We start from the raw sequence: 25,416 nt of genomic DNA on the forward strand, positions 1-25,416 counted from the left end.
GTCCAGCGGGGGCCTGCGGTCTACGGCAGGACGTGCGCCGGCCTGCGGTCTACGGCAGGACGCGCACCGACCTGCGGTCTACGGCAGGACGCGCGCTGGCCTGCGGTCTACGGCAGGACGCGCATGGCCAGCACCTGGCCCGGCCAGTCACCGTTCGCCCCGGCGGAGTACGTCTCCGTCGGGGCGAAGCCGTTGGCCTCGTAGTAGGCGACCAGCCTGCGGTCGTCACCCGCGTAGCAGTCCACCCGCAGCAGCGCCACGCCCTCGCGCCGGGTCTCCTCGGCGGCGTGCGCGAGCAGCGCGCTGCCGATGCCGTGGCCCTTGAAGCGGCGGTCGGAGGCCAGCCAGTGGATGTACCGCTCGGGCTCGCCGGGTGGCGGGAGATGGGCGAGGTAGGCGCCGGGCGCGTCGGTGATCGTGAGGGTCGCGGCCGGGACGCCGTCGGCCTCGGCGACGAACACGCGGCCCTCGTCGATGTACCGGGCGACGGACTCCACCGTCCTCGGGCTCCTCGACAGCGGCTCGGTGCCCCACTGACCGGGGCGCCCCTGCCCGACCAGCCACTCCACACAGCTGTCGAGCATGCCGAGGATCACGGGTATGTCGTCGGGTCCGCCGTCCCGGATGGTGATCTCCATGCCCACATGGTGACAGGCTGACCCGCATGAGACTCTTCGCCGCGGTGCTGCCCCCGCAGGATGTCGCCGACGAACTCGCGCTGCGGGTGGCCGAGTTGAGGAGGCTGCCCGGGGCGTCCTCGCTGCGCTGGACCGGGGTGCCGGGGTGGCACTTCACGCTTGCCTTCTACGGCGAGGTCGACGACGTCGTCGTGGCGGACCTGTCGGAGCGGCTGGAGCGGGCGGCTCGGCGGACGTCTTCCTTTTCGCTGGCCGTGCGCGGGGGTGGGCAGTTCGGGCACGGGCGGGTGCTGTGGGCGGGGGCCTCCGGCGATCTCGCGGAGTTGCGGTTGCTCGCCGAGCGGGCGGAGGCGGCGGGACGCAAAGCCGGGGTGGAGATGGGGGAGCACCGGCGGTACAAGGCGCATCTGACGGTGGCGCGGAGTCGGGAGGCGGTGGATGTGGCGCCGTACTTGGAAGTGCTCGACGGGTTTGCGAGCCGTACGTGGACCGTGGACGAGCTGGCGTTGGTGCGGAGCAATCTGCCGACTGCCGGTGTGCCGGGGGAGCAGCCGCGGTACGAGGTGGTCGGGCGTTGGGCGCTCGGTGGGGGCGGTTAGGCTCGATGTGTGGACCCGAAGACTCGTAACCGGATCATGGCCGGTGTGCTGGTGATGATGTTCGTCGTTGTGGCGTTGGCTGCGGCGCTCGGTAGGTAGGGGAGTTCGGGGAACTGCGGCCGGTTCTTCGGCTGCCGCGCCGTCGTGGCTGGTCGCGCAGTTCCCCGCGCCCCTTTGGGGCGCTGCCCCTACCGGCGTTACCAGGCGAACGCCTCCGGCGACGGCCCCGGGCCCGGGAAGATCTCGTCCAGGCCCGCCAGGAGCTCCTCGGTCAGCTCCAGGTCCACCGCCCTGATCGCCGAGTCCAGCTGTTCCGCGGTGCGGGGGCCGACGATCGGGCCGGTGACGCCGGGGCGGGTCAGCAGCCAGGCCAGGGCCGCCTCGCCGGGCTCCAGGCCGTGCTTCTCCAGCAGGTCCTCGTAGGACTGGATCTGGGCGCGCTTGGCCGGGTCCTTGAGGGTGTCGGCGGCTCGGCCGGAGGCACGGCGGCCGCCCTGGGCCTCCTTCTTGATGACCCCGCCGAGGAGCCCGCCGTGCAGCGGTGACCAGGGGATCACCCCGAGGCCGTACTCCTGGGCGGCCGGGATGACCTCCATCTCGGCGCGCCGCTCGGCCAGGTTGTAGAGGCACTGCTCGCTGACGAGGCCGATGGTGCCGCCGCGCCGGGCGGCGATCTCGTTGGCCTGGGCGATCTTGTAGCCGGGGAAGTTGGACGACCCGGCGTACAGGATCTTGCCCTGCTGGACCAGGGTGTCGATCGCCTGCCAGATCTCCTCGAAGGGGGTGGCGCGGTCGACGTGGTGGAACTGGTAGATGTCGATGTAGTCGGTCTGGAGGCGCTTGAGCGAGGCGTCGACGGCCCGGCGGATGTTGACCGCGGAGAGCTTGTCGTGGTTGGGCCAGGCCTCGCCGTCCGCGGCCATGTTGCCGTAGACCTTGGTGGCGAGGACGGTCTTGTCGCGGTGAGCGGCGCTCTTCGCGAACCAGCTGCCGATGATCTCCTCGGTACGGCCCTTGTTCTCGCCCCAGCCGTACACGTTGGCGGTGTCGAAGTAGTTGATGCCCGCGTCGAGGGCCGAGTCCATGATCGCGTGGGAGTCGGCCTCATCGGTCTGCGGGCCGAAGTTCATGGTGCCGAGGACGAGTCGGCTGACCTTGAGTCCGGTGCGTCCGAGCTGCGTGTACTTCATGAGCACCTAGCCAACGGCGTGGAGTGCGCTCTAGGCAAGGGAGTTCCGCCGGCGGGGGAGACCCATGCGGTGGGCCGTCCGGTGACCGAGGCGGTCATCGGGCGTGGTCGGCCGGTCGAAGCCGCGCATCTCGTTGCGAGTCCGTTCGGTCTCCGCCGGCCGGCCGGAAATGAGGCCCGCTCACGCCGCCCGGAGCGGCGGCAGGGGCCGGGTCTCAGGGAGTGCGCAGGCTTGCGAACACCGTGCGGAGGCGGGTGCCGTTCGAGGCTTCCCAGGTGGTGGAGATCTGGCCGGACGTGCCGTCGGGGGGCGTGGGGGACAGGGTCCGGTGGATGTGGAGGACCGTGCCGTCCGTGAGGGTGAGGTCGGTGCCGTCCCGGTCCTCGGTGATCTCGGCGGAGCCGGCGGGGAGGGCGGGGCCGGCGTAGGTGTGGGCCACCTCGTGGTCCGGGGTGTCGCTGATGCTCTGGGCCATGGCCTGGGCGCGGCCCTCGAACAGGGCGAGGAGCTCGGTGCGCAGGACCGGGTCGTGGACGCCGTCGTAGGCCCAGCGGGGGCCCAGCACGCCGTGTTCCATGGTGCCGACGAGGGCCTGGTCCGCGCCGGGGAGCGGGGCGGCGCGGTAGGTCAGGGGGACGTGGTAGGCGACGGGCTCGGGGCCTGAGGTGTCGAGCGCCACCATGAACTCGATCCCGACCTCGCCCTCCGGGTCGTCGAGCCGAAACCCGCCGGCCTTGGTCAGCTCCGGTGTGCCGGAACCGGCGTACCACGGGCGGGTGGGCAGCCACGTGGTCAGCAGTTCGAGCTTGGTGGGCTTGAGGGTGGTGTGGTGGATGATCGCCATGCCGCGATTCTGTCAGTCAGTCGCGGGGGAACTCATCCGTTTTGAGGGTGAGGCCGAGGGGGGTGGCGGTGAGGTCCACGTCCTTGCCGAAGGCCACCTTGGTCTCGACCTCGTAGTCGCTCCCCTTGGGGTCGGTGTAGATGTGGCACCGCCCCTGGTAGGGGTCCGCGATGACGTAGACGGGGACTTCGGCCGTGGCGTAGGCGGTCTTCTTCGGGCCGTAGTCGTTGGCCGCGGTGCCCTTGGAAATGACCTCGGCGACGAACTCGACGTCCTCGTAGGACCAGTGGCCGCCCTCCGTCTTGACGGCGCCTTCGGCCACCACCGTCACATCGGTCGCGAATCCGTTGAGGTGCCCCGGGTAGTCGATGCGCACGTCGGACTTCACGCGCTGCCGCGGGTACTTGGTCCGCAGCTGCTCGTAGATGTCCGCGATGATCTCCCAGTGGGTGTCCCGCTGCGGCGACATGTAGACGGTCCCCTCGACGATCTCGACCTTGTATCCCTCGGGGACGGGCATCGTCTCGAGCCGCTCGAACATCTCGTCGAGGGTGCTCGTGTTGTCGCTCTCGGCCATCGCGATCCTGTCTTCAAGGACGGTCATCGTGGCGCTCCTCCCCGGCTGCCCCACGGAAGAGTGCAGCCGCGCAGTACAACGATACGCACGGTGACCGGGACACGGGTTCAGGGCCGCAGCACGATCTTGCCGTGGGTGTGGCCCTGTTCCAGGTCGCGGTAGGCGTCCTGAACCTCCGCCAGCGGGTGGACGCGGGCCACCGGCACCGTCAGCTCCCCGCGCGCGGCCAGCCGGGCCAGTTCGCCGACGACGACCGCGCAGGCCGCCGAACCCTCGCCGTACGTGCGCGCGCCGACCTCCGCCGCCGTACGCCAGTCGCGGATCGTGTTGATGCGCGAGGGCTGGACACCCAGTTCCACGGCCAGTCGGACGTACCCCTCACCGTACGTGTCGATGAACGCGTCGACCGGTCCGCCCGCGGCCTCCCGGACCCGCTCGGCCACTCCCTGCCCGTACACGACCGGCACGACCCCCCGCTCCTTCAGCCAGTCGTGGTTGCGTGGGCTCGCCAGCCCGACCACCGTGGCGCCGCGCCGCCGCGCGAGCTGCACGGCCAGTGATCCGACCCCGCCCGCGGCACCCGACACCACGACGGTGTCGCCGGGCACGGGGTCCACGGCGAACACGCTCGCGTAGGCGGTCGTACCGGCCACGTACAGCGACCCGGCGACCTCCCAGGAGAGCCCGGCCGGACGCGCGACCAGGTTCACGTCGTCCACGACCACGTACTCCGCGTGGCTGGCCCGTCGGTGGGTGAAGCCCAGCACCTCGTCACCCACCGCGAAGCCCCGCACGTGCGGGCCCGTCTCCACCACCACCCCGGCCAGGTCGCTGCCCTGGCCGGAGGGGAAGGCCGCCGGCCAGCGGTCGTGCCGGGCGCCCTCGCGGATCATCACCTCGCCGGGCTGGATCCCGGCCGCCCGCACCTCCACCAGCACCTGTCCGGCGCCGGGCGAGGGCCGCTCCACCTCCTCGACCCGCAGCACGTCGACACCGCCGTACTCGTGGAACCGGACCGCCTTCATCAGGGGCTCACCGCACTTCCTCACGGGGACAGGGCGGCGCCTTCAACGGCCTTGGGGCGGACGGGTATTCCCGGCCCCCTGACTGTTCCAGCCGGTCTTCCGTTCCAGCCGGTCTTCCGTCAGCCGGCCGTACGGTACGGCTCGCCCAGGTCCCACGCCTGGTGCATCGCGTCGGCGAAGGCGGCGGCGACCTTGTGCTCGCCGTGTGCGTTCGGGTGGGTGCCGTCGTAGGTGTCGTGGTCGATGTCGTACGACGGAGGAGGGGTGGCCCGGAGCAGGGGGGAGCGGGGTTCGTCCAGGTCGGCGATCGTCTTGGCCAGGAGTTCGTTGAAGCGGGTGACCTGCTCGGCGAACGGGGGGTCCGTCTGCGCCCGGACGTTGGGGATCACCGGGAGGACGACCATGCGGATCCGGGGGTTCGCGCGGCGGGCCTCGGCGACGAAGGCCCGTACGTTCTCCGTGGTCTGGTCCGCGTTGGTGTAGAAGCCGAGGTCGATCAGGCCCAGGGACACCAGGAGCACGTCGGCCCGTTGACCGCGCACCGCCTCGCCGATCAGCGGCGCCATGTGCTGCCAGCCCTCGCCCCAGCCGGCGAGGTGGGACCGGGGGAAGTCGGGGTCGGCGTACGCGTACGACGTGGGCGCGTCGGCCGCCTTGTCGTAGAGCGTCTCGCGCGGACCGACGAGGGTGAAGGGACCGCCGTGGGTGTCGCGCAGGTGCTGCCACATCCGGTAACGCCAGGTGTGCTCGCCCGCGCTGCCGATGGTCATGGAGTCGCCGACGGGCATGAATCGCAGCATGCGCCCATCATCGGTGATTCTTACCAGCGGGTAACAGCTCTTGACCCCACCAGAACTGTGAACAACCCCACGCGGGCGCTGCGCTGGGCTTGAGCCGGGCGCCTATTGGGGTGCCGGGTTGGGTTGTGTGGCGGGTGCGGGTGCGTTGTGGCTTGTCGCGCAGTTCCCCGCGCCCCTGGGGGGTTGCAGTCGGCCTGCGCCATGAGGGGACCGTCAGCCGTCCCAGTCCGCCCCGGGACCGTTCGTCACGCGCACCCGCCCCCACTGACCGTTCCGTCACGTGCCCGCCCCCACCGGACCGTTCCGCCGCGTGCGCCCGCCCCCACCGGAGGGTTGGCCGCGTACGGCGGGCAGGGGACGGGGTGGGGGGTGTCCGCCCGCAGCGGCCGGCGTCCGGAACCGGGCCCCTTGTCGAGAGACCGAGGCGCCGGACCGAGGACGGATACCCCCACCCCGGCACCGACCCACCCACCACACCGCACGCGCTACGCACGCCCCCACCGGACAGAAACGGGCCGCCGCAGGCCTCCAGGGGCGCGGGGCTGTGTCGATATGCGGCTCCGCCGCGTGGGCGCAAAACCCCCGCCCCCACCGAACCCGCACCCGAACCCGAACCCCACCCCGCAACCGCCCGGCGCAGCCGAATGGCAGGCTTGGGGCATGCGTCGACCCTTTGCCCTGCTTGCCGGGATCCTGCTCGTGGGCGGCTTCGGCCTGCTCTCCGCCGTGCCCGCCTCCGCCGACGACGGGGACGGGAAGGGGGACAAGGGGTTCACCATCAGCGATCCCCGGATCACCGAGTCCAGCGGGCTCGCCGCCTCCCGCCGGCACCCCGGCATCTACTGGACCCACAACGACCAGGACACCGGCGCCTACCTCTACGCCGTCGACAGCGCCACCGGCAGGACGGTCGCCCGGATCACCATGACCGGGGTCGGCACCCCGCGGGACGTCGAGGCCATCGCCATCGGGCCCGGCAACGAGATCTGGGTCGGCGACATCGGGGACAACGACGGGGTCACCTGGCCCTACGTGTGGATCTACAAGCTCCCCGAGCCGAAGGAGTTGAAGGACCAGACCGTCAAGGCCACGCAGTACGTCGTGAAGTACTCGGACGGATCCCGGGACGCCGAGTCGATGGTCGTCCACCCCAGGACCGGACGCGTCTACATCATCGACAAGCAGGAGGACGGCGGCCACCTGTACGAGGGGCCGGCCAAGCTCTCCTCGACGGGGACCAACCTCTTCCGGCCCACCGTGCCGATCGACCTGTGGGCCACCGACGCCGCGTTCTCACCCAACGGCGAACAGCTCGTCGTACGCGGGTACTTCGGCGGCCTCTGGTACGACTGGAACGACGGCGCCCTCAAGAAGCAGGGGCGGCTCAGCGTCCCCCTCGGACAGGGCGAGTCCGTCTCCTACTCGCCCGACGGAACCAAGCTGCTCCTCGGCATGGAGGGTGCGAACAGCGAGGTGGAGGCGCAGGACGCGCCCGGCGGCTCCGGGTCCGACTCGCCCTCGGGAGGCGGGAGTTCCTCGGCCTCGGGAAGCGACGGCGGCGGGGACTCGAACGGCACGATCAAGATCGGCGCCCTGGCTCTGGGAGCCGTCGCCCTCCTTTTCGGGCTCCGGCGGCTGTTCCGGCGCAGTTCCTGAGCCCCGTTCCGCCGGGCGGCCCGAACAGGACCTCCGGGTCGCCTGCGGCGGTGCGCCCGTTTCGGAAGCTGAGGACGTGGCGTCCCATGTCTTGACGTGTTCATGTGACCTGACTTCCATGGAGGCACAGGGCGATGGGAGCGCTCCCATCAGTTCCGGGCCCCTTCGAGAGGAAGCAGCGACATGTTCCGCAGCTTGCGAAGAGTGCTGTGTGCGGCGGCGCTCGTGGTGCCGCTCCTGGCCGGAGCGCAGACGGCGCACGCCGCCGAGGCGAAGGCCGACGCCGGTGCCGGCTACTGGCACACCAGCGGCCGGCAGATCCTGGACGCGTCCGGGCAGCCGGTCCGCATCGCCGGGATCAACTGGTTCGGCTTCGAGACCTCCAACCGCGTCGTCCACGGCCTCTGGTCCCGCGACTACAAGTCCATGATCGACCAGATGAAGTCGCTGGGCTACAACACGCTCCGCATCCCGTACAGCGACGACATCCTCAAGCCGGGCACCGTCCCCAACAGCATCGACTTCTCCGGCGGCAAGAACGCCGACCTCCAGGGACTCACCTCCCTCGGCGTCCTGGACAAGCTCGTGTCGTACGCCGGTCAGGACGGCCTCAAGGTCATCCTCGACCGGCACCGCCCGGACTCCGCCGGCCAGTCGGCGCTCTGGTACACGGCCGCGGTCCCGGAGTCGACCTGGATCGCCAACCTCAAGGCGCTGGCGACGCGTTACCAGGGCCAGGACACGGTCGTAGGCATCGATCTGCACAACGAGCCCCACGATCCCGCCTGTTGGGGATGCGGGGACACCGCCACGGACTGGCGTCTCGCCGCCCAGCGGGCCGGGAACGCGGTGCTCGGGGTCAACCCCAACCTGCTGATCTTCGTCGAGGGCGTGCAGACCGTGAACGGCGTCTCGGGCTGGTGGGGCGGCAACCTCATGGGGGTCGCGCAGTACCCGGTTCAGCTGAGCGTGGCCAACCGGGTCGTGTACTCGGCCCACGACTACGCGACGAGCGTGGCCCAGCAGACCTGGTTCAGCGATCCGTCGTTCCCCGCCAACATGCCGGGGATCTGGGACAAGTACTGGGGCTACATCTTCAAGCAGAACATCGCGCCGGTGTGGGTGGGCGAGTTCGGCACCACGCTGACCTCGACCGTGGACCAGAAATGGCTGGCGGCACTGGTGTCGTACCTCCGCCCGACGTCGACGTACGGCGCCGACTCCTTCCACTGGACCTTCTGGTCGTGGAACCCCAACTCCGGTGACACGGGCGGGATCCTGAAGGACGACTGGCAGACCGTGGACACCGCGAAGGACGGCTACCTGGCGAGCGTGAAGGCGCCGGGCTTCCCGGGCTCGGGCGGCGGTCCGGGCGGCCCCGGTGACCCGGGCGGCGGCACGGCGGCCTGCACCGCCTCCTACGCGGTGAGCAGCGACTGGGGCAGCGGCTTCAACGCCGAGGTCAAGGTGACCAATTCGGGCTCGACGGCGCTGTCCTCCTGGAAGGTGACCTGGACCTGGCCGGGTGCGCAGAAGGTCACCTCCATGTGGAACGCCTCGTACACCCAGACCGGCTCGACGGTGACCGCGACGAACGCCTCCCACAACGGGTCGGTCCCGGCGGGCGGTTCGGCGAGCTTCGGGTTCGGGGCGGCGCCGGGGGGCGGGGGTGTGCCGAGTGTGAGCTGCACGGCTGCGTGAGGGGTGGGGGCGCCCGGTAGGGGGCACCGGGCGCCCCTCGTCACGACGGACGGGTACGGCTTCGTCCGGGTCCCCGTCCGAAATGCCTTTGTACGGGACCCCGTTCGGATGCTGAAGTGGCCCGGTGACCGACCACGACGGAGCGGGAGCCGTCCGACCGCTCACCCTGGACTGGGTGGGCCGGCAGCTGAACGCCGGCGAGCGGATCGTCGGGACCGAGGCCCTGCACGGGGGCATCACCGCGGAGATGCGGCGGCTGACCGTCGCCGCACCGGACGGAGGGATCCGCCATCTGGTGCTGCGGACCTTCGTCGAGCCGTCCTTCGTGGACCACGCCGAGGAGATGCTCAACCGGGAGGCGGACGCCCTCGCCCTGCTCGCCGGGACCGGGGTGACGGCTCCCGGACCGGTCGCCGTCGATCCGACCGCCGCGCACTGCGAGTACCCGTCGCTGCTGATGACACATCTGGTCGGGCGAACCGTCCTGGAGGACGAGGGGCTGGAGGCGCGCGTCCCCGTGCTGGCCCGTCAGCTCGTGGCGATCCACGCGGTGCGGCCGGCCGAGCGGCCCCGGGAGTACCAGGCGTGGGCGACCGCCGACGAGATCGTGCCCGTACCCGGCGCCGACGCGGCGGTGTGGTCCGCGGCGATCGACGTGATCCGCAAGCCCGCGCCGCCCTACGAGGGCAGATTCCTGCACCGGGACTTCCATCCCGGCAACGTGCTGTTCGAGGTGGAGCGGGCGGGTCCAGTGGGTCCTGTGGCTTCGGCGGGTTCGGCGGGTTCGGCGGGTTCAGTGGGTTCAGTGGGTTCGGCTGGTCCGTTGGCTTCGGCGGCTTCGGCGAGTCCGGCACATCCGGCGGGCCCGTCGGCTCAGCCGGCTCCGGCGCATCCGTTGGCTCCGGTGGGGCCTCGGGTCACGGGGGTCGTCGACTGGGTGCAGAACTCCTGGGGTCCCGCGGATCTCGACGTGGCGCACTGCTCCACCAATCTGGCGCTGCTGCACGGTCCGGCGTGGGGTCTGCGGTTCGCCGAGGCGTACGAGGAGGCCGGCGGGGTGTTGGCGTCGACCGCGAGCGAGCGGCTGTACTGGCGGCTGCTCGACGCGCTGGCGTTCGCGGGAGGCGTGCGGTGGGTGGCACGGCCGTGGCGGGAAGCGGGGAGGACGGAGTTGACCACCCGGGCGGTGGAGGAGCGGTTGAATGCCTATGTCACCGCGCTGATGGAGGCGTTGGGCTGAGGGATGCGGCCCGGGGCCCGGGCACCGTGACTCCTGTGATTCCTCTGATTCTTGCGGAAGGACATCATGAAGCTTCTCCTCACCGACTCCGGCGTCACCAACGACAGCATCCGGGACGCGCTCGTCGGCCTCCTGGGCAAGCCGATCGCCGAGGCGGACGCCCTGTGCGTCCCCACCGCCGGGTACGGCGCCCCCGACGCCGACCCGGGCGGTCCGTGGCGGTTCGTCAGCGGGCAGTCCCACTGCCCCATGACCGGGCTGGGCTGGAAGTCGGTGGGCGTCCTGGAACTCACCGCCCTGCCCAGCATCGAGAGGGAGCACTGGGTCTCCTGGGTCCGCAGAGCGGACGTCCTGCTGGTCAACGGCGGTGACGCGCTCTACCTGAGCCACTGGATGCGGGAGTCCGGCCTCGCCGAACTCCTGCCCTCGCTGCCCGATCTGGTCTATGTGGGATTCAGTGCCGGGAGCATGGTGCTGACCCCGCGCATCGGGGACCACTTCGTGGGCTGGAAGCCGTCCACCGGTGGTGACAGCGCGCTGGGCCTGGTCGACTTCTCCGTCTTCCCGCACCTCGATCACCCGGCCTGCCCCGACAACACCACGGCCGAAGCGGAACGTTGGGCGGCCGGGATCGGTGGTCCGGCGTACGCGATCGACGACCAGACGGCCATCAAGGTGGTGGACGGCGTCGTGGAGGTGGTCTCCGAAGGGCGCTGGAAGTCCTACTGAATCACAGGAGATTCAAAACTTTCGCACACGCGGTTCATAATCGACAGTTTCTTCGACAGGATGCGCTCCCATGAGAAGAAGCGCTCTTGTGCTGTGCGGTGCGACCGTCGTCCTGGCGGGAGCCGTCACGGCCGTCCCGGCCGAGGCCGGTACGTCCCTCACCGCGTCCCCCGCCCTCGCGGCGGCGAAGGTCAGCTGGAAGAAGTGCGGTACCGAGAACTACCCGACGCTCCAGTGCGGGTCGGTGAAGGTGCCGCTTGACTACGCCCACCCCAAGGGGCGTCAGATCACCCTGGCCCTGTCCCGGGTGCCGCACACCGCGAAGAAGTACCAGGGCCCGCTGCTGGTCAACCCGGGCGGCCCCGGCGGCAGCGGTCTGACCCTCGCCGGGTTCGTGGCCGGGAGCCTGCCCAAGGCGGTCGCGTCCCAGTACGACGTCATCGGCTTCGACCCGCGCGGCGTCGGCAAGAGCTCGCCCGCCCTCGACTGCAAGCCGGGCTACTTCAACCCGGTGCGTCCCGCGAGCGTCCCGAAGACGGCCGCGATCGAGAAGGCCAACCTGGAGCGCGCCAAGTCCTTCGCCGCCGCCTGCGGCCGCAAGTACGCGAGCGTGCTGCCATACATCAACACCATCAACGCCGTGAAGGACATGGACTCGATCCGCAAGTCCCTCGGCGCGAAGAAGATCAACTACTTCGGCTACTCGTACGGCACCTACCTGGGCCAGGTCTACGCGAAGCTCTTCCCGGGCAACGTGCGCCGCCTGGTGCTCGACTCGATCGTCGACCCCGACGGAGTCTGGTACGACGCCAACATCTCGCAGGACTACGCCTTCGACGCCCGCCAGAAGGCCCTGATGGCGTGGATCGCGAAGTACGACTCCACGTACAAGCTCGGTACCGACCCGGCCAAGATCGAGGCCAAGTGGTACGCGATGCAGGCCCAGCTGGCGAAGACGCCGGCCGGCGGCAAGGTGGGCGCGGCCGAGCTGGAGGACACCTTCATCCCGGGCGGCTACTACAACGGCTACTGGCCCGACCTGGCAGCGGCGTTCGCCGCGTACGTGAACGACAAGAACGCCGCCCCGCTGGTGGAGGCGTACGAGAGCCTCGCCGCGATCGACGCCTCCGGTGACAACGGCTACAGCGTCTACACCGCCGTGCAGTGCCGTGACGCCTCCTGGCCGCGCGACTGGAAGCAGTGGCAGAAGGACAACTGGGCCGTCTACAAGAAGGCTCCCTTCATGGCCTGGAGCAACGCCTGGTACAACGCGCCGTGCGCGTTCTGGCCCACGAAGACCCTGAAGCCGGTGAACGTCGCCAACTCCAAGCTCCCGCCGGTGCTGCTGTTCCAGGCGACGGACGACGCGGCGACCCCGTACCAGGGCGGTGTCACCGTCCACCGCCTGCTCAAGCACTCCAGCCTGGTCGTCGAGCAGGGCGGCGGCAACCACGGCATCTCCCTGAGTGGCAACGCCTGCCTCGACAAGTACCTCGCCACGTACCTGACCGACGGCACGGTCCCCCGCGGCCACGGCACCGCCGACGCGGTCTGCAAGAAGCTGCCCGACCCGAAGCCGGCGGCGGCCCAGCCGGCCACGGCGTCGGCCCTGACCGGCGCCTCCACGCCGGCCACGGCGGCCCAGGGCGGCGACGAGCTGCACCAGCTGCTCGGCTTCCGCGGCTGAGCGTGAGCTGACGCACGACGAGGGGCGCCCGGTACACACCGGGCGCCCCTCGTCGTCGTCACGCCGGAATCGGCTAAACAGCTCTGGAATCGGCTACAGCTCCGGAATCGGCTACAGCTTCTCGATCACGTAGTCGATGCACTTCGTCAGGGCCTCGACGTCCGCCGGGTCGATCGCCGGGAACATCGCGACGCGCAGCTGGTTGCGGCCGAGCTTGCGGTAGGGCTCGGTGTCGACGATGCCGTTGGCGCGCAGGACCTTGGCGATCGCGGCGGCGTCGATGTCGTCGGAGAAGTCGATCGTGCCGATGACCTGGGAGCGCTTGGCCGGGTCGGTGACGAACGGCGTTGCGTGCTTGGACTCCTCCGCCCAGCTGTACAGCCGCGTCGAGGAGTCCTTCGTACGGGCCGTCGACCAGGCGAGACCGCCCTGGCCGTTGATCCACTCCAGCTGCTGGTTCAGCAGGAAGAGGGTGGCGAGGGCCGGGGTGTTGTACGTCTGGTTCTTGCGGGAGTTGTCGATCGCCGTGGGGAGGCTGAAGAACTCCGGGACGTGGCGGCCGGACGCGTGGATCCGCTCGGCGCGCTCGATCGCGGCCGGGGAGAACACGCCGATCCACAGGCCGCCGTCGGAGGCGAAGGACTTCTGCGGGGCGAAGTAGTAGACGTCCGTCTCCGACACGTCCACCGGGAGACCGCCGGCGCCGCTCGTCGCGTCGACCAGGACCAGGGCCCCGTCGTCCGCGCCCGCGACCCGCCTGATCGGGGCGGCGACACCCGTCGAGGTCTCGTTGTGGGTGAAGGCGTACACGTCGACGCCCGCCTCGGCCCGCGGCTCGGGGTGCGTGCCGGGGTCGGAGGCAATGACGGTGGGCTCGGCCAGCCAGGGCGCGAGCTTGGACGCCTTCGCGAACTTCGACGAGAACTCGCCGAAGTTCAGGTGCTGCGACTTGTTCTCGATCAGCCCGTGCGTCGCCACGTCCCAGAACGCGGTCGAGCCGCCGTTGCCGAGGATCACCTCGTAGCCCTCGGGCAGCGAGAACAGCTCGGAGATGCCCTCACGCACCTGGCCGACCAGGTTCTTCACCGGGGCCTGGCGGTGGGAGGTCCCGAGCAGGGACGTACCGGTCGCGGCGAGGGCGTCGAGCGCCTCGACCCGCACCTTGGAGGGGCCCGCGCCGAAACGTCCGTCGGCGGGCTTGATGTCAGCGGGAATCTGGATCTCAGCCACGGACCGAGGTTAGCGGCTGGGGGAAACCTGGTGGAAACCTCGTCCGTCGGCTGAGACGTGGCCGCCCGTACGGCCTGGGAAGGTGGACCCATGAGTGGACCCATGACCGGTCTGGAAGCGGAACTGCGCAAGGCCGTGCGCGGTGACGTCGGCTTCGACGTCACCTCCCGGGCACTGACCACCATGGACGCCTCCAACTACCGGCGGGTCCCCCTCGGCGTCGTCGCGCCGAGAGACGCCGACGACGTGGCCGCCGTACTGGAGGTCTGTCGCTCGCACGGAGTACCCGTCGTGCCGCGCGGCGGCGGCACCTCCATCGCCGGGCAGGCCACCGGTACCGGAGTGGTCCTCGACCTCACCCGGCACATGAACAGGGTCGTGTCCCTCGACCCCGAGGCGCGCACCGCCGTCGTCCAGCCGGGGCTCGTGCTGGACCGGCTCCAGGACGCGGCCGCCCCGCACGGGCTGCGGTTCGGGCCCGACCCCTCCACCCACAGCCGCTGCACGCTCGGCGGGATGATCGGCAACAACTCCTGCGGCTCGCACTCGGTGGCCTGGGGGACGACCGCGGACAGTGTGCGCGAGCTGGACGTCGTCACCGCGCGTGGGCAGCGGCTGCGGCTCGGGCAGGACTGGGCCGGGGCACCGGCGGGGCTGCGGGAGCTGGTGGACGGGGAGCTCGCGCGGCTGCGGACCGGGTTCCCCGAGCTGCCCCGCCGGATCTCCGGCTATGCGCTGGACGCCCTGCTGCCGGAGCACCGGGCCGACGTCGCCCGGTCCTTCTGCGGGAGCGAGGGCACCCTCGGCGTCCTCACCGAGGCCGTCGTACGGCTGGTGGAGGCGCCCCGCGCGCGTGCGCTCGCCGTGCTCGGGTATGTGGACGAGGGAGCGGCCGCCGAGGCCGCCGCCGGACTGCTGCCCCACCACCCCCTGACCGTGGAGGGGATGGCGGCCGACCTGGTGCCCTCGGCGGCCGCGTTGCCCAGGGGCGGCGCCTGGCTGTTCGTGGAGACCGGCGGGACCTCCGATGCGGAGGCACGCGCGCGTGCGGAGGAGATCGTGCGCGCCGCCGACGTCCTCGACGCCCTCGTGGTGACCGACCCGGCCGGCCAGCGGGCCCTGTGGCGGATCCGCGAGGACGCCAGCGGTACGGCGACCCGGATGCCCGACGGTTCCGAGGCCTGGCCCGGCTGGGAGGACTGCGCGGTGCCGCCGCGGCGACTGGGCGCCTACCTGCGGGACTTCCGGCGCCTGCTCGGCTCCCACGGCCTGCGCGGCACGCCGTACGGCCACTTCGGCGACGGCTGCATCCACGTCCGCATCGACTTCGACCTGCTGACGGAAGCGGGCGTCTCCCGGTTCCGGCGCTTCTCCGAGGAACTCGCCGACCTGGTCGTCGCGCACGGCGGCTCGCTGTCCGGGGAACACGGCGACGGCCTGGCCCGCGCCGAACTGCTCCCGAGGATGTACGGCGACGACCTGGTCGCCCTCTTCGAGCGCGCGAAGGCCCTCTGGGACCCGGACGACCTCCTCAACCCCGGCGTGCTGGTCCGCCCGGCCCCCCTCGACGCGAACCTCCGCTTCTCCGTCCTGCCCCGGCAGCCGGTCGACGTCGCCTTCGGCTACCCGGCCGACGGCGGTGACTTCTCGGCGGCCGTACGACGCTGTGTCGGGGTCGCGAAATGCCGTACGACAGCGGTCTCCGGGCCCGCCGTCATGTGCCCGTCCTTCCGGGCCACGGGGGAGGAGGAGCACTCCACGCGCGGCCGGGCGAGGCTGCTGCACGAGATGCTCGCGGGCGAGGCCGGCGGACTCGTGACCGACGGCTGGCGGTCGCCGGAGGTGCGGGACGCCCTCGACCTGTGCCTGTCCTGCAAGGGCTGCCGGTCCGACTGCCCGGTCGGGGTCGACATGGCCACGTACAAGGCGGAGTTCCTGCACCACCACTACGCCGGACGCCGCCGCCCGGCCGCCCACTACAGCATGGGCCGGCTGCCGGTGTGGCTGCGCCGGGTGGACCGGCTGCGGCTGGCTCCGCTGGTCAACTCCCTCGCCTCCGTAGGGCCGTTGGCCGCCGTCGCGAAACGGCTCGGCGGGATCGCGGCCGAGCGGCGGATCCCGCGGCTGGCTCCGGAGACGTTCGGCAGGTGGCTGCGGCGGCGGGAGCGGCAGCGGATGCGGGAGTGGACGACCGAGGCCCGGAAGGGCGGCAGGCCCGAACTGCCCCGCACGATGGTCCACCTGTGGCCGGACACCTTCACCGAGCACCTCTCGCCGGAGGTCGGCCGGGCGGCGGTACGGGTGCTGGAGGCGGCCGGGATCGGGGTCCTGGAACTGCCGGGACGGCCGTGGAAGGTGGCGCGGACGGAGGACGGCGAGGTCGTGGGCGTCGGCACGTCCGCACCCTGGGGCCGCCCACGCGACCGCGCCTGCTGCGGGCTGACGTACGTGTCGACGGGCCAACTGGACCAGGCCCGCGCGGTGTTGCGCCGCACGCTCGATCTGGTGGAGCCGTTCCTGCTGCCGCAGCTGGACGAGGTGCGGGGGCTGGGGGAGGCGTCGGGGCCGGACGAGGTGTCGAGGCTGAGCGAGGTGGCCGAGCCACCGGTGTTCGTCGTCCTGGAGCCGAGCTGTGCCGCAGCCCTGCGCACCGACCTCCCCGAGCTGCTGCACGACGACCCGCGCGCCGCCCGGCTCGCCGCCCGGGTCCTCACCTTCGCGGAGGCACTGGAACGGCTCGCCCCCGACTGGCGGCCACCGGCCCTGAACCGCCCGGTGGTTGGCCAGACCCACTGCCACCAGCACGCGGTCCTGGGGGACGCCTCCGACCGCCGGCTGCGCGAGGCGGCGGGCCTCACCGGCGAGTTGACGGGCGGCTGCTGCGGCCTGGCGGGCAACTTCGGCTTCGAGAAAGGGCACTTCGAGGTGTCCCGGGCGTGCGCGGAGGAACAGCTGCTGCCGTCGGTGCGCGGGGCGTCCGAGGACACGGTGGTCCTGGCGGACGGCTTCTCCTGCCGGACCCAGCTGGAGCAGCTGGCGGGGGTGCGGGGGCGGCATCTGGCGGAGGTGCTGGCGGAGGGGCTGGACCGGGAGTCACAGGACGGGGCCGTCCCACCCGCGCCCTGACAGACTCCGATCATGGACACGCACACCTGGACCCTGCGTCCCGCGACCCCGGACGACGTCGAGCCGATAGCCGAGCTGCGGGCCGTGGTGCTGCGTCCCGACCTGGAGCGGCTGGGGAGGTTCGACGAGCGGCGGGTGCGGCAGCGGTTCCGGGACGCCTTCGTCGCGGCGCAGCTGTCGGTCATCGAGATCGAGGGCCGCTTCGTCGGCTGCGTCGCCCTGCGTCCGGCCGAGGACGGGCACTGGCTGGAGCACTTCTTCATCGCCCCGGGGATGCAGGGGCAGGGGTTGGGCTCCGCGGTGCTGAGCGCCCTGCTGGCCCGGACCGACGCGGCCGGAGTGACCGTACGCCTCGACGTCCTCCAGGGCAGTGCGGCCCGCCGCCTCTACGAACGGCACGGGTTCACGGTGGAGTCCGAGGACGCCGTCGACGTGTTCATGGTGCGGCGCTGATTCCGCTGATTTCACCAGTCGAGACAGTCGTATAGCCGGTTTACGCACCTGACGAAGTCCACTACCCTGGACTCAACAGTGCACCACGATGAACGACCGTCTCGAACCGACCTCCTGGAAGTCCCCGTGACCACCCCCAGCACCGACCTGCCGTCCTCGCCCCCGCTCGCAGCGGCCCCCGGCACCGGCCCCCGACGCTTCGGCTCCCTCGGTCCCGTCGGCCTGGTCCTCGCCGGTGGTGTCTCCGTGCAGTTCGGTGCTGCGCTGGCCGTGACCCTGATGCCGAGGGCGGGCGCGCTCGGGGTCGTCACCCTGCGGCTTCTGGCCGCCGCGATCGTGCTGCTGGTCGTCTGCCGGCCCCGGCTGCGCGGCCACTCGCGCACGGACTGGGGGACGGTCGTGGTCTTCGGCCTCACCATGGCCGCGATGAACGGCCTCTTCTACCAGGCCGTCGACCGCATCCCCCTCGGCCCCGCGGTCACCCTGGAGGTCCTCGGCCCCCTCACCCTCTCGGTGCTCGCCTCCCGCCGCGCGGTCAACGTCGTCTGGGCCGGACTCGCGCTCGTCGGAGTGTTCCTCCTCGGCGGCGGGAACTTCGGCGGCCTCGACCCGCTGGGCGTGGCGTTCGCGCTGGCGGCGGGGGCCATGTGGGCGGCGTACATCGTCTTCAGCGCGCGCACCGGCCGCCGTTTCCCGCAGGCCGACGGGCTCGCCCTGGCGATGGCGGTGGGCGCGCTGGCGTTCCTGCCGTTCGGCGTGGTGGGGTCCGGCACCCGGCTCCTCGACCCGGTGACCGTGGGCCTGGGCGCGGGGGTCGCCGTGCTGTCCTCGGTGCTGCCCTACACCCTGGAACTCCTGGCCCTGCGCCGCCTGCCCGCCTCCACCTTCGCGATCCTCATGAGCCTGGAACCGGGCATCGCCGCCCTCGCCGGCTTCCTGATCCTCGACCAGGCCCTGTCCGCCCTCCAGGCCCTGGCCATCGCGCTCGTGATCGCGGCGAGCATGGGTGCGGTGCGGACGCAGGTGGGGCGGGGGAAGGCGACGCTGGGGGACTCTGCCGTGAGCTGAGCTGAGCTGAGCTGAGCTGAGCTGAGCCGGGTCGTGTGGGTTGAACTCGGCTGCGCGGCGGCCGGTCAGTCCTCGGTCTTCTCCCACACCGACACATGGGACTCGCTCTCCGCCGTGAAGGGGGCCCCGCTCCAGTCCGCCCACCGGTCCCGCAGTCGCATGCCCGCCAGGCGGGCCATCAGGTCGAGTTCCGCGGGCCACACGTACCGGAAGGGGATCGACCGGAAGGAGCCCCGGCCGTCCACGACGCGGACGTGGTGGGAGGCCATCGCCTGGGTCGCGGTGTCGTAGGTGTCGAAGCCCAGGCGGGTCTCGCCGACGTGGAAGGGCACGGCGTTCTGTCCGGGCGGGAGTTTCCGCAGCTGGGGGACCGTCACCTCGATGACGAAGGTGCCGCCGGGCTCCAGGTGTGCCGCGACATTGCGGAAGCAGTCCACCTGGGCGTCCTGAGTGGTCAGGTTCATGATCGTGTTGAAGACCAGGTAGGCGACCGAGAACGTGCCGGGCGCCCTGGTCGTCGCGAAGTCCCCGAGCGTGACCCCGATCGCCTCGCTGCCGGGCTTGGCCCGCAGCCGGTCCGCCATCGCCGGGGACAGCTCGATGCCGTGCACCTCGACCCCTCGCCCCGCCAGCGGCAACGCGATCCGGCCGGTACCGATGCCCAGCTCCAGCGCCCGCCCCGCACCGGCGAGCCCCGCCAGCACCGCCACGGCCGGGTCGACCGCCTCCGGCATGAACATCGCCGCCGACGACTCGTCGTAGGTCGCCGCGACGGACTCCGGGAAGTAGTTCTCGTCTTCGGTCACCGGGGGACCGTACCGGTGATGCGGGGGAGGGGGCGCGCCATTTTCCGGTGCGCTCACGGCATGCCGAAAAATAAATGCAAGCACGCTTGCTTGTTTCTCTGCGGGCTGCCATCCTCGGCCCATGGCAGACCCCACACCCGTCATCGACGACCTGTGTGCCGAGAGCGACGAACTCGACCGGCTCGTGGCCGAGTTGACCGCCGAGCAGTGGGCGCTCGCGACCCCCGCCCCCGGCTGGACCGTCGCCCACCAGATCGCCCACCTCGCCTGGACCGACCACTCCTCCCTGCTGGCCGTGACCGACCCGAAGGCCTTCTCCCGCGAGGTCGAGAAGGCGCTCGCGGCCCCCGGGGACTTCGTCGACACCGGCGCGGAGGAGGGGGCCGCCAAGCCGCCCGCCCGGCTGCTCGCGTACTGGCGGGCCGGCCGGGAGGACCTCGCGGAGGCGCTGCGTGCCGCGCCCGACGGGGCCAGCTTCCCCTGGTACGGCCCGCCCATGTCCACCGCCTCCATGGCCACCGCCCGTCTCATGGAGACCTGGGCCCACGGCCTGGACGTGGCGGACGCGCTCGGCGTGACCCGGGAGCCCACCGACCGGATCCGGCACATCGTCCGCCTCGGCGTCCGCACCCGCGACTTCTCCTTCGGCGTGCACGGCCTCACCCCGCCCTTCGAGGAGTTCCGCGTCGAACTCACCAGCCCGAGCGGTGAGTTGTGGGTCCACGGCCCCGAGAACGCCACCGACCGTGTCACCGGTCCCGCCCTCGACCTCTGCCTCCTGGTCACCCAGCGAGCCCACCGCGCCGACCTCGCCCTGACCGCCGTGGGGGACGACGCCGACCGCTGGCTCGACATCGCCCAGGCCTTCGCGGGCCCGCCCGGAAAGGGACGCGCACCCAAGGGGGTGACCGAGTGACCCCCCTCCGCATAGGCAACGCCTCCGGCTTCTACGGCGACCGCTTCGACGCCCTGCGCGAGATGCTCACCGGCGGTGAACTCGACGTCCTCACCGGCGACTACCTCGCCGAGCTGACCATGCTCATCCTGGGCCGGGACCGGCTCAAGGACGCCGGTGCCGGATACGCCCGCACCTTCCTGCGCCAACTCGAGGAATCCCTCGGTCTCGCGCACGAGCGCGGCGTCCGGATCGTCACCAACGCGGGCGGCCTGAACCCCGCCGGACTCGCCACCCGCATCAGGGAGTTGGCCGACCGCCTCGGCCTGGACGTCAAGGTCGCCCACGTCGAGGGCGACGACCTCACCGTCCGCCACCCCGGTAGCCTCGCCGCCCACGCCTACCTCGGCGGCTTCGGCATCGCCGCCTGTCTGCGCGAGGGCGCGGACGTGGTCGTGACCGGCCGGGTGACGGACGCTGCCCTGGTCACCGGGCCCGCCGCCGCCCACTTCGGCTGGGGTCCGGGCGACCACGACCGTCTCGCGGGCGCCGTCGTCGCGGGCCATGTCCTGGAGTGCGGGACCCAGGCCACCGGCGGCAACTACGCGTTCTTCGCCGAGGGCGGGCGCGACCTGGGAAGGCCGGGCTTCCCCCTCGCCGAACTCCACGAGGACGGCACCGCCGTCATCACCAAACACCCCGGCACCGGCGGCTTCGTGGACGTCGGCACGGTCACCGCCCAGCTGCTCTACGAGACGCAGGGCGCCCGGTACGCCGGACCCGATGTCACCGCCCGCCTCGACACCGTACGGCTCGACCAGGACGGCCCCGACCGGGTCCGGATCTCCGGGGTCCGCGGCGAGGCCCCGCCGCCCACCCTCAAGGTCGGCCTCAACCGGCTCGGCGGCTTCCGCAACGAGGTGGCCTTCGTCCTGACCGGCCTCGACATCGACGCCAAGGCCGCCCTGGTGCGGCAGCAGCTGGAACCGTCCCTCGCCAAGGTCGCCGACGTGCGCTGGGACCTCGCCCGCACCGACCGCCCCGACGCCGACACCGAGGAGACCGCGAGCGCCCTGCTGCGACTGGTCGTCCGGGACCCGGCCCAGGAGGTCGTCGGACGGGCGCTCAGCGGGGCCGCCGTAGAACTGGCTCTGGCGAGCTACCCCGGGTTCCATGTGCTGGCGCCACCCGGGAAGGGCTCGCCCTATGGGGTCTTCGAGGATGTGTACGTCCCCCATGGAGCCGTGGACCATGTGGCCGTCCTCCACGACGGGCGGCGGATCACTGTGGCACCGGCCCAGGAGACCGCCGTACTCGAAGAAGTCCTTCAGCCGCCCCTTCCCGAGCCGCTCGACGAAGGTCCGACCGCCCGAGCCCCTCTCGGCCTCGTCGCGGGTGCCCGCAGCGGGGACAAGGGCGGCAACGCCAACATCGGGCTCTGGGTGCGGACGGACCCGGCCTGGCGATGGCTCGCCCACACGCTCACCGTGGACCGGCTGCACGAACTCCTCCCGGAGACCGCCGAGTTGACCGTCACCCGGCACGACCTGCCCCACCTGCGCGCCCTGAACTTCGTCGTCGAGGGGATCCTCGGCGAGGGCGTCGCCGCCCAGCACCGTTTCGACCCGCAGGCCAAGGCCCTCGGCGAATGGCTGCGCTCCCGCCACCTGGACATCCCGGAGGCCCTGCTGTGACCGTCCTGCGGACCACCCTCGACCCGACCGGCCCCGACCACCGGGCGAACCGCGAGGCCATGCTCGCCAAGCTCGCCGACCTGGACACCGAGCACGCCAAGGCGCTCGCCGGCGGTGGTGAGAAGTACGTCGAACGGCACCGCGAGCGTGGCAAGTTGCTCGCCCGTGAGCGCATCGAGCTGCTCCTCGACCCCGACACGCCCTTCCTCGAACTGTCCCCGCTGGCCGCCTGGGGCAGCGACTACACCGTCGGCGCCTCCCTCGTCACCGGGATCGGGGTGGTGGCGGGCGTGGAGTGCCTGATCACCGCCAACGACCCGACCGTGCGGGGCGGCGCGAGCAACCCGTGGTCGCTGAAGAAGGCCCTGCGCGCCAACGACATCGCCCTCGCCAACCGGCTTCCCTGCATCAGCCTGGTGGAGTCCGGCGGTGCGGATCTCCCGTCCCAGAAGGAGATCTTCATCCCCGGCGGCGCCGTCTTCCGTGACCTGACCCGGCTGTCGGCGGCCGGCATCCCGACCGTCGCCGTCGTCTTCGGCAACTCCACCGCGGGCGGCGCGTACGTCCCCGGCATGTCCGACCACGTGATCATGGTCAAGGAGCGCGCCAAGGTGTTCCTCGGCGGCCCACCCCTGGTCAAGATGGCCACCGGCGAGGAGAGCGACGACGAGTCCCTCGGCGGCGCCGAGATGCACGCGCGCGTGTCCGGCCTCGCGGACCACTACGCCGTCGACGAGCGGGACGCCCTCCGGCAGGCCCGCCGGGTCGTCGCCCGCCTCAACCACCGCAAGGCGTACGGCGATCCAGGACCGGCCGAACCGCCCAAGTACGACGAGGACGAACTCCTCGGGATCGTCCCCGGCGACCTGCGCACCCCCTTCGACCCCCGCGAGGTGATCGCCCGGATCGTCGACGCCTCCGACTTCGACGAGTTCAAGCCCCTGTACGGCACGAGCCTGGTGACGGGATGGGCGGCCCTCCACGGCTATCCGGTCGGCATCCTGGCCAACGCCCAGGGCGTCCTCTTCTCCGAGGAGTCCCAAAAGGCCGCCCAGTTCATCCAGTTGGCGAACCAGCGCGACATCCCGCTGCTCTTCCTGCACAACACCACCGGCTACATGGTCGGCAAGGAGTACGAGCAGGGCGGCATCATCAAGCACGGCGCGATGATGATCAACGCGGTCAGCAACTCGAAGGTCCCGCACCTCTCCGTCCTCATGGGCGCCTCCTACGGTGCCGGGCACTACGGCATGTGCGGCCGCGCCTACGACCCCCGTTTCCTCTTCGCCTGGCCCAGCGCCAAGTCCGCCGTCATGGGCCCCCAGCAGCTCGCCGGCGTGCTCTCCATCGTCGCCCGCCAGTCCGCGGCGGCGAAGGGGCTGCCGTACGACGAAGAGGGCGACGCGGCCCTGCGCGCCATGGTGGAGCAGCAGATCGAGTCCGAGTCGCTGCCCATGTTCCTGTCCGGACGCCTCTACGACGACGGCGTCATCGACCCCCGCGACACCCGGACCGTCCTCGGCATGTGCCTGTCCGCGATCCACACCGCCCCCTACGAGGGCGCCCGCGGCGGCTTCGGCGTCTTCCGGATGTGAGGAACCTCCAGTGATCACTTCTGTGCTCGTCGCCAACCGGGGCGAGATCGCCTGCCGGATCTTCCGCACCTGTGCCGAGTCGGGCATCCGCACGGTCGCCGTGTACGCGGACCCCGACGCGAACGCCCTCCACACGCGCGTGGCCGACACGGCCGTACGACTGCCGGGCGCGGCCCCCGCCGACACCTATCTGCGCGCCGACCTGATCGTGAAGGCGGCCGTGGTCTCCGGCGCCGACGCCGTCCACCCCGGTTACGGCTTCCTCTCCGAGAACGCCGACTTCGCGCGGGCGGTCATGGACGCGGGCCTGCTCTGGATCGGCCCGCCCCCGGCCGCGATCGAGGCGATGGCGTCCAAGACGCGGGCGAAGGACCTCATGGGCATCGCGCCCCTGCAGGACGTCACGGCCGCCGACCTGCCGGTGCTGGTGAAGGCCGCGGCGGGCGGCGGGGGCCGCGGCATGCGCATCGTGCGTCGTGTCGAGGACCTTCCTGCCGCCCTGGAGAGCGCCCGCGCCGAAGCCGCGAGCGCCTTCGGCGACGGCGAGGTCTTCGTCGAGCCGTACGTCGAGGACGGCCGCCACGTCGAGGTCCAGATCCTCGCCGACACCCACGGCACGGTCTGGGCCCTCGGCACCCGCGACTGCTCCCTCCAGCGCCGCCACCAGAAGGTGATCGAGGAGGCACCGGCCCCCGGCCTGACCGACGAACTCACCGCGGAACTGCACGACTTGGCGGTCCGGGCGGCCCGCGCGGTCGACTACGTCGGTGCCGGCACGGTCGAGTTCCTGGTCGCCGACGGCCGGGCCCACTTCCTGGAGATGAACACCCGCCTCCAGGTCGAACACCCCGTCACGGAAGCGGTGTTCGGCCTCGACCTGGTGGCGGAACAGATCAGGATCGCGGAGGGTTCCGCACTGCCCGACGAGCCGCCCCGCGCGCGTGGCCACGCCGTCGAGGCCCGCCTCTACGCCGAGGACCCGTCGAAGGACTGGACCCCCCAGACGGGCACCCTGCACCGCCTGTCCGTCCCCCCGTCCGTCCGCCTGGACACGGGCTACGAGAGCGGCGACCTGATCCCCGTCCACTACGACCCGATGCTCGCCAAGGTCGTCGCCCACGCGCCCACGCGAGCGGAGGCGGTCCGCAAGCTGGCGGGCGCGCTGGAGCAGGCCACGCTCCACGGCCCGACCACCAACAGGGACCTGCTGGTCAACTCCCTGCGCCACAAGGAGTTCACGACGGCTCGCATGGACACGGGCTTCTACGACCGTCACCTGCCGGAACTCGCCGAACCGCGCCCCGATCCGCTCGCCCCCCTGGCAGCCGCCCTCACCGACGCGGTGGGCCGCTCCCGCTTCGGCGGCTTCCGCAACCTCCCCTCGACCCCCCAGACCAAGCGCTACGAGATGGCGGGCGAGGAGCACGAGGTCCGTTACCGGCACACGAGGAAGGGCCTGGAGGCGGACGGGGTGCGGGTCCTGCACGCGGACCAGAGCAGGGTCGTGCTCGAAGTAGACCGCCTGACAAGGCAGTTCGAGGTCTCGCGGTACGGCGACCGAGTGTATGTGGGCTGCACTTCCCTGACGGCCCTGCCCCGCTTCCCGGACCCGACGACCCAGCTCGCCCCGGGGTCCTTGCTGGCTCCCATGCCCGGAACGGTCGTACGGATCACGGAAGGCCTGGGGGAGGGCTCCGCCGTGGAGGCGGGTCAGCCTCTTCTCTGGCTGGAGGCGATGAAGATGGAACACAAAATCACGGCACCGCACACAGGCACGCTCAGCGAGCTGAATGCAGTTGTCGGCCAACAGGTGACGGTCGGCTCTCTACTGGCGGTTGTTGAACCTACCTAGGGGCGCGGGGA

The 25,416-nt window shown here is 71.5% G+C and carries 21 protein-coding genes; 13 read left to right on the forward strand and 8 right to left on the reverse strand.

The genetic code is table 11. The features are described 5' to 3' along the window. Nucleotides 1-107: 107 nt before the first annotated feature. Nucleotides 108-638, reverse strand: coding sequence for a GNAT family N-acetyltransferase (locus AQJ54_RS36320; protein WP_062244882.1), 531 nt, complete (start codon nucleotides 636-638; stop codon nucleotides 108-110). A 26-nt stretch (nucleotides 639-664) separates the two neighbouring features. Between AQJ54_RS36320 and thpR the strand changes: the two genes are divergently transcribed. Then, a complete protein-coding gene (gene thpR, locus AQJ54_RS36325; protein ID WP_062244884.1) occupies nucleotides 665-1,237 on the forward strand; it encodes an RNA 2',3'-cyclic phosphodiesterase in 573 nt (190 codons plus the stop codon). A gap of 197 nt (nucleotides 1,238-1,434) precedes the next feature. Here the strand turns inward: thpR and AQJ54_RS36330 are convergent, their stop codons facing one another. The 5 genes from AQJ54_RS36330 to AQJ54_RS36350 all read right to left on the reverse strand — a co-directional run bounded on the left by AQJ54_RS36330 (nucleotide 1,435) and on the right by AQJ54_RS36350 (nucleotide 5,673). Continuing rightward, nucleotides 1,435-2,427 carry an aldo/keto reductase gene (locus AQJ54_RS36330; RefSeq protein WP_062244887.1) on the reverse strand — a complete coding sequence of 331 codons (993 nt, stop codon included), beginning with the start codon at nucleotides 2,425-2,427 and terminating at the stop codon, nucleotides 1,435-1,437. A gap of 214 nt (nucleotides 2,428-2,641) precedes the next feature. Further along, nucleotides 2,642-3,271 carry a maltokinase N-terminal cap-like domain-containing protein gene (locus AQJ54_RS36335; RefSeq protein ID WP_062244889.1) on the reverse strand — a complete coding sequence of 210 codons (630 nt, stop codon included), beginning with the start codon at nucleotides 3,269-3,271 and terminating at the stop codon, nucleotides 2,642-2,644. Between the two features lie 16 nt (nucleotides 3,272-3,287). Beyond that, nucleotides 3,288-3,875, reverse strand: coding sequence for a Uma2 family endonuclease (locus AQJ54_RS36340; protein WP_062244893.1), 588 nt, complete (start codon nucleotides 3,873-3,875; stop codon nucleotides 3,288-3,290). An 80-nt stretch (nucleotides 3,876-3,955) separates the two neighbouring features. Continuing rightward, nucleotides 3,956-4,873: an NADP-dependent oxidoreductase gene (locus tag AQJ54_RS36345; protein WP_107121207.1), complete on the reverse strand. Its 918-nt coding sequence runs from the start codon at nucleotides 4,871-4,873 to the stop codon at nucleotides 3,956-3,958. A gap of 119 nt (nucleotides 4,874-4,992) precedes the next feature. Continuing rightward, nucleotides 4,993-5,673, reverse strand: a complete 681-nt coding sequence (locus AQJ54_RS36350) for a GDSL-type esterase/lipase family protein (RefSeq protein ID WP_062244896.1) — start codon at nucleotides 5,671-5,673, stop codon at nucleotides 4,993-4,995. 660 nt (nucleotides 5,674-6,333) lie between these two features. On the opposite strand from AQJ54_RS36350, the gene AQJ54_RS36355 reads away from it, so the two are divergent. The 5 genes from AQJ54_RS36355 to AQJ54_RS36375 all read left to right on the forward strand — a co-directional run bounded on the left by AQJ54_RS36355 (nucleotide 6,334) and on the right by AQJ54_RS36375 (nucleotide 12,686). Continuing rightward, complete coding sequence (locus AQJ54_RS36355; protein WP_062244900.1) at nucleotides 6,334-7,329, forward strand: YncE family protein; 996 nt, start codon at nucleotides 6,334-6,336, stop codon at nucleotides 7,327-7,329. Between the two features lie 183 nt (nucleotides 7,330-7,512). Further along, entirely contained in the window at nucleotides 7,513-9,030 is a 1,518-nt protein-coding gene (locus tag AQJ54_RS36360) for a cellulase family glycosylhydrolase (RefSeq protein WP_062244904.1), read from the forward strand. A 124-nt stretch (nucleotides 9,031-9,154) separates the two neighbouring features. Continuing rightward, entirely contained in the window at nucleotides 9,155-10,270 is a 1,116-nt protein-coding gene (locus tag AQJ54_RS47015) for a phosphotransferase family protein (protein WP_062244907.1), read from the forward strand. A 66-nt stretch (nucleotides 10,271-10,336) separates the two neighbouring features. Beyond that, entirely contained in the window at nucleotides 10,337-10,999 is a 663-nt protein-coding gene (locus AQJ54_RS36370) for a Type 1 glutamine amidotransferase-like domain-containing protein (RefSeq protein ID WP_062030395.1), read from the forward strand. Between the two features lie 70 nt (nucleotides 11,000-11,069). Further along, nucleotides 11,070-12,686 (forward strand): alpha/beta hydrolase, encoded by a 1,617-nt coding sequence (locus tag AQJ54_RS36375; RefSeq protein ID WP_062030393.1) that lies wholly within the window; start codon nucleotides 11,070-11,072, stop codon nucleotides 12,684-12,686. A 111-nt stretch (nucleotides 12,687-12,797) separates the two neighbouring features. Here the strand turns inward: AQJ54_RS36375 and serC are convergent, their stop codons facing one another. After that, nucleotides 12,798-13,916, reverse strand: coding sequence for a phosphoserine transaminase (gene serC / locus AQJ54_RS36380; protein ID WP_062244910.1), 1,119 nt, complete (start codon nucleotides 13,914-13,916; stop codon nucleotides 12,798-12,800). 102 nt (nucleotides 13,917-14,018) lie between these two features. Between serC and AQJ54_RS36385 the strand changes: the two genes are divergently transcribed. The 3 genes from AQJ54_RS36385 to AQJ54_RS36395 all read left to right on the forward strand — a co-directional run bounded on the left by AQJ54_RS36385 (nucleotide 14,019) and on the right by AQJ54_RS36395 (nucleotide 18,563). Continuing rightward, entirely contained in the window at nucleotides 14,019-17,042 is a 3,024-nt protein-coding gene (locus tag AQJ54_RS36385) for an FAD-binding and (Fe-S)-binding domain-containing protein (protein ID WP_062244913.1), read from the forward strand. A gap of 12 nt (nucleotides 17,043-17,054) precedes the next feature. Then, a complete protein-coding gene (locus AQJ54_RS36390; RefSeq protein ID WP_062244916.1) occupies nucleotides 17,055-17,495 on the forward strand; it encodes a GNAT family N-acetyltransferase in 441 nt (146 codons plus the stop codon). Between the two features lie 126 nt (nucleotides 17,496-17,621). After that, on the forward strand, nucleotides 17,622-18,563 hold the full coding sequence (locus tag AQJ54_RS36395) for an EamA family transporter (protein ID WP_062244919.1): 942 nt from the start codon (nucleotides 17,622-17,624) through the stop codon (nucleotides 18,561-18,563). Nucleotides 18,564-18,628: 65 nt separating this feature from the next. On the opposite strand, the gene AQJ54_RS36400 is transcribed toward AQJ54_RS36395, so the two are convergent. Further along, nucleotides 18,629-19,369, reverse strand: a complete 741-nt coding sequence (locus AQJ54_RS36400) for a class I SAM-dependent DNA methyltransferase (protein ID WP_062244922.1) — start codon at nucleotides 19,367-19,369, stop codon at nucleotides 18,629-18,631. A 121-nt stretch (nucleotides 19,370-19,490) separates the two neighbouring features. Here AQJ54_RS36400 and AQJ54_RS36405 point away from each other — a divergent pair, with 121 nt between their 5' ends. From AQJ54_RS36405 to AQJ54_RS36420, 4 genes are read left to right on the forward strand one after another with little or no spacing between them, the layout of a single operon-like run. Beyond that, nucleotides 19,491-20,285: a TIGR03084 family metal-binding protein gene (locus tag AQJ54_RS36405; RefSeq protein WP_062244925.1), complete on the forward strand. Its 795-nt coding sequence runs from the start codon at nucleotides 19,491-19,493 to the stop codon at nucleotides 20,283-20,285. Next, a complete protein-coding gene (locus AQJ54_RS36410) occupies nucleotides 20,282-21,958 on the forward strand; it encodes an acyclic terpene utilization AtuA family protein (protein ID WP_062244928.1) in 1,677 nt (558 codons plus the stop codon). Before AQJ54_RS36405 ends, AQJ54_RS36410 begins: the two co-directional genes overlap by 4 nt. Continuing rightward, complete coding sequence (locus tag AQJ54_RS36415) at nucleotides 21,955-23,553, forward strand: acyl-CoA carboxylase subunit beta (protein ID WP_062244931.1); 1,599 nt, start codon at nucleotides 21,955-21,957, stop codon at nucleotides 23,551-23,553. Before AQJ54_RS36410 ends, AQJ54_RS36415 begins: the two co-directional genes overlap by 4 nt. A gap of 10 nt (nucleotides 23,554-23,563) precedes the next feature. Further along, complete coding sequence (locus AQJ54_RS36420) at nucleotides 23,564-25,405, forward strand: acetyl/propionyl/methylcrotonyl-CoA carboxylase subunit alpha (RefSeq protein ID WP_062244934.1); 1,842 nt, start codon at nucleotides 23,564-23,566, stop codon at nucleotides 25,403-25,405. Nucleotides 25,406-25,416: the final 11 nt, after the last annotated feature.

The sequence above is a fragment of the Streptomyces griseorubiginosus genome, from assembly GCF_001514195.1.
Lineage (GTDB): Bacteria > Actinomycetota > Actinomycetes > Streptomycetales > Streptomycetaceae > Streptomyces > Streptomyces griseorubiginosus.

Bases quoted from the DNA above. Each gene is read 5' to 3' on its own strand.
- AQJ54_RS36335 (WP_062244889.1), bottom strand. From the start codon at position 3,271: ATGGCGATCATCCACCACACCACCCTCAAGCCCACCAAGCTCGAACTG.
- AQJ54_RS36390 (WP_062244916.1), top strand. From the start codon at position 17,055: ATGGACACGCACACCTGGACCCTGCGTCCCGCGACCCCGGACGACGTC.
- AQJ54_RS36375 (WP_062030393.1), top strand. From the start codon at position 11,070: ATGAGAAGAAGCGCTCTTGTGCTGTGCGGTGCGACCGTCGTCCTGGCG.
- AQJ54_RS36370 (WP_062030395.1), top strand. From the start codon at position 10,337: ATGAAGCTTCTCCTCACCGACTCCGGCGTCACCAACGACAGCATCCGG.
- thpR (WP_062244884.1), top strand. From the start codon at position 665: ATGAGACTCTTCGCCGCGGTGCTGCCCCCGCAGGATGTCGCCGACGAA.
- AQJ54_RS36340 (WP_062244893.1), bottom strand. From the start codon at position 3,875: ATGACCGTCCTTGAAGACAGGATCGCGATGGCCGAGAGCGACAACACG.
- AQJ54_RS36405 (WP_062244925.1), top strand. From the start codon at position 19,491: ATGGCAGACCCCACACCCGTCATCGACGACCTGTGTGCCGAGAGCGAC.
- AQJ54_RS36330 (WP_062244887.1), bottom strand. From the start codon at position 2,427: ATGAAGTACACGCAGCTCGGACGCACCGGACTCAAGGTCAGCCGACTC.
- AQJ54_RS36345 (WP_107121207.1), bottom strand. From the start codon at position 4,873: ATGAAGGCGGTCCGGTTCCACGAGTACGGCGGTGTCGACGTGCTGCGG.
- AQJ54_RS36385 (WP_062244913.1), top strand. From the start codon at position 14,019: ATGACCGGTCTGGAAGCGGAACTGCGCAAGGCCGTGCGCGGTGACGTC.
- AQJ54_RS36350 (WP_062244896.1), bottom strand. From the start codon at position 5,673: ATGCTGCGATTCATGCCCGTCGGCGACTCCATGACCATCGGCAGCGCG.
- AQJ54_RS36320 (WP_062244882.1), bottom strand. From the start codon at position 638: ATGGAGATCACCATCCGGGACGGCGGACCCGACGACATACCCGTGATC.
- AQJ54_RS36360 (WP_062244904.1), top strand. From the start codon at position 7,513: ATGTTCCGCAGCTTGCGAAGAGTGCTGTGTGCGGCGGCGCTCGTGGTG.
- AQJ54_RS36355 (WP_062244900.1), top strand. From the start codon at position 6,334: ATGCGTCGACCCTTTGCCCTGCTTGCCGGGATCCTGCTCGTGGGCGGC.